1 pseudogene is annotated in these 407 nt (G+C 57.0%); it reads left to right on the forward strand.

What is annotated here, in order from left to right:
- Nucleotides 1–219: pseudogene (locus tag ACR6JA_RS23470) on the forward strand (hypothetical protein); the annotation flags it as partial.
- Between the last annotated feature and the right edge of the window lie 188 nt (nt 220–407).

Genomic DNA, 407 nt, shown 5'->3' on the forward strand with positions numbered 1-407 from the left:
CCCTTTCCGCTCAAGGCCATCACAGCCAAGGCAGAAGGCTTGAGCTACGCGGAGATCAGACGTGCCGTAGATGAATCCATCAAGGAAGCCGTGATGCACGACGAGGAGCGCGTAAAAGCAGATGTGCTGACACGTGCTTTCGATGAGCGCCGCAAATTGAACCTCAGAATGAACAACAAGAAGGTCGCACCGAGCAATGCCGGATCAACTACAAGCTAAGCGCCCACATTTCATTCTTCGAGACACATCTCAAGCCGTCGAGTTCAAAGCGCACTCTGCTGGCGGTGGATCGACACGCAGCGTGCCGACGTTGCCCCGGCAGCAGCACGGTGCATCCCTTCGCGACCAGGTTGAAAACTTGAAGCCCGCTGCAGCAGAGGCGGTGCAAGGTCAGCGAGACCTGCAAC

It is taken from the genome of Cedecea sp. B1(4) (assembly GCF_059414925.1).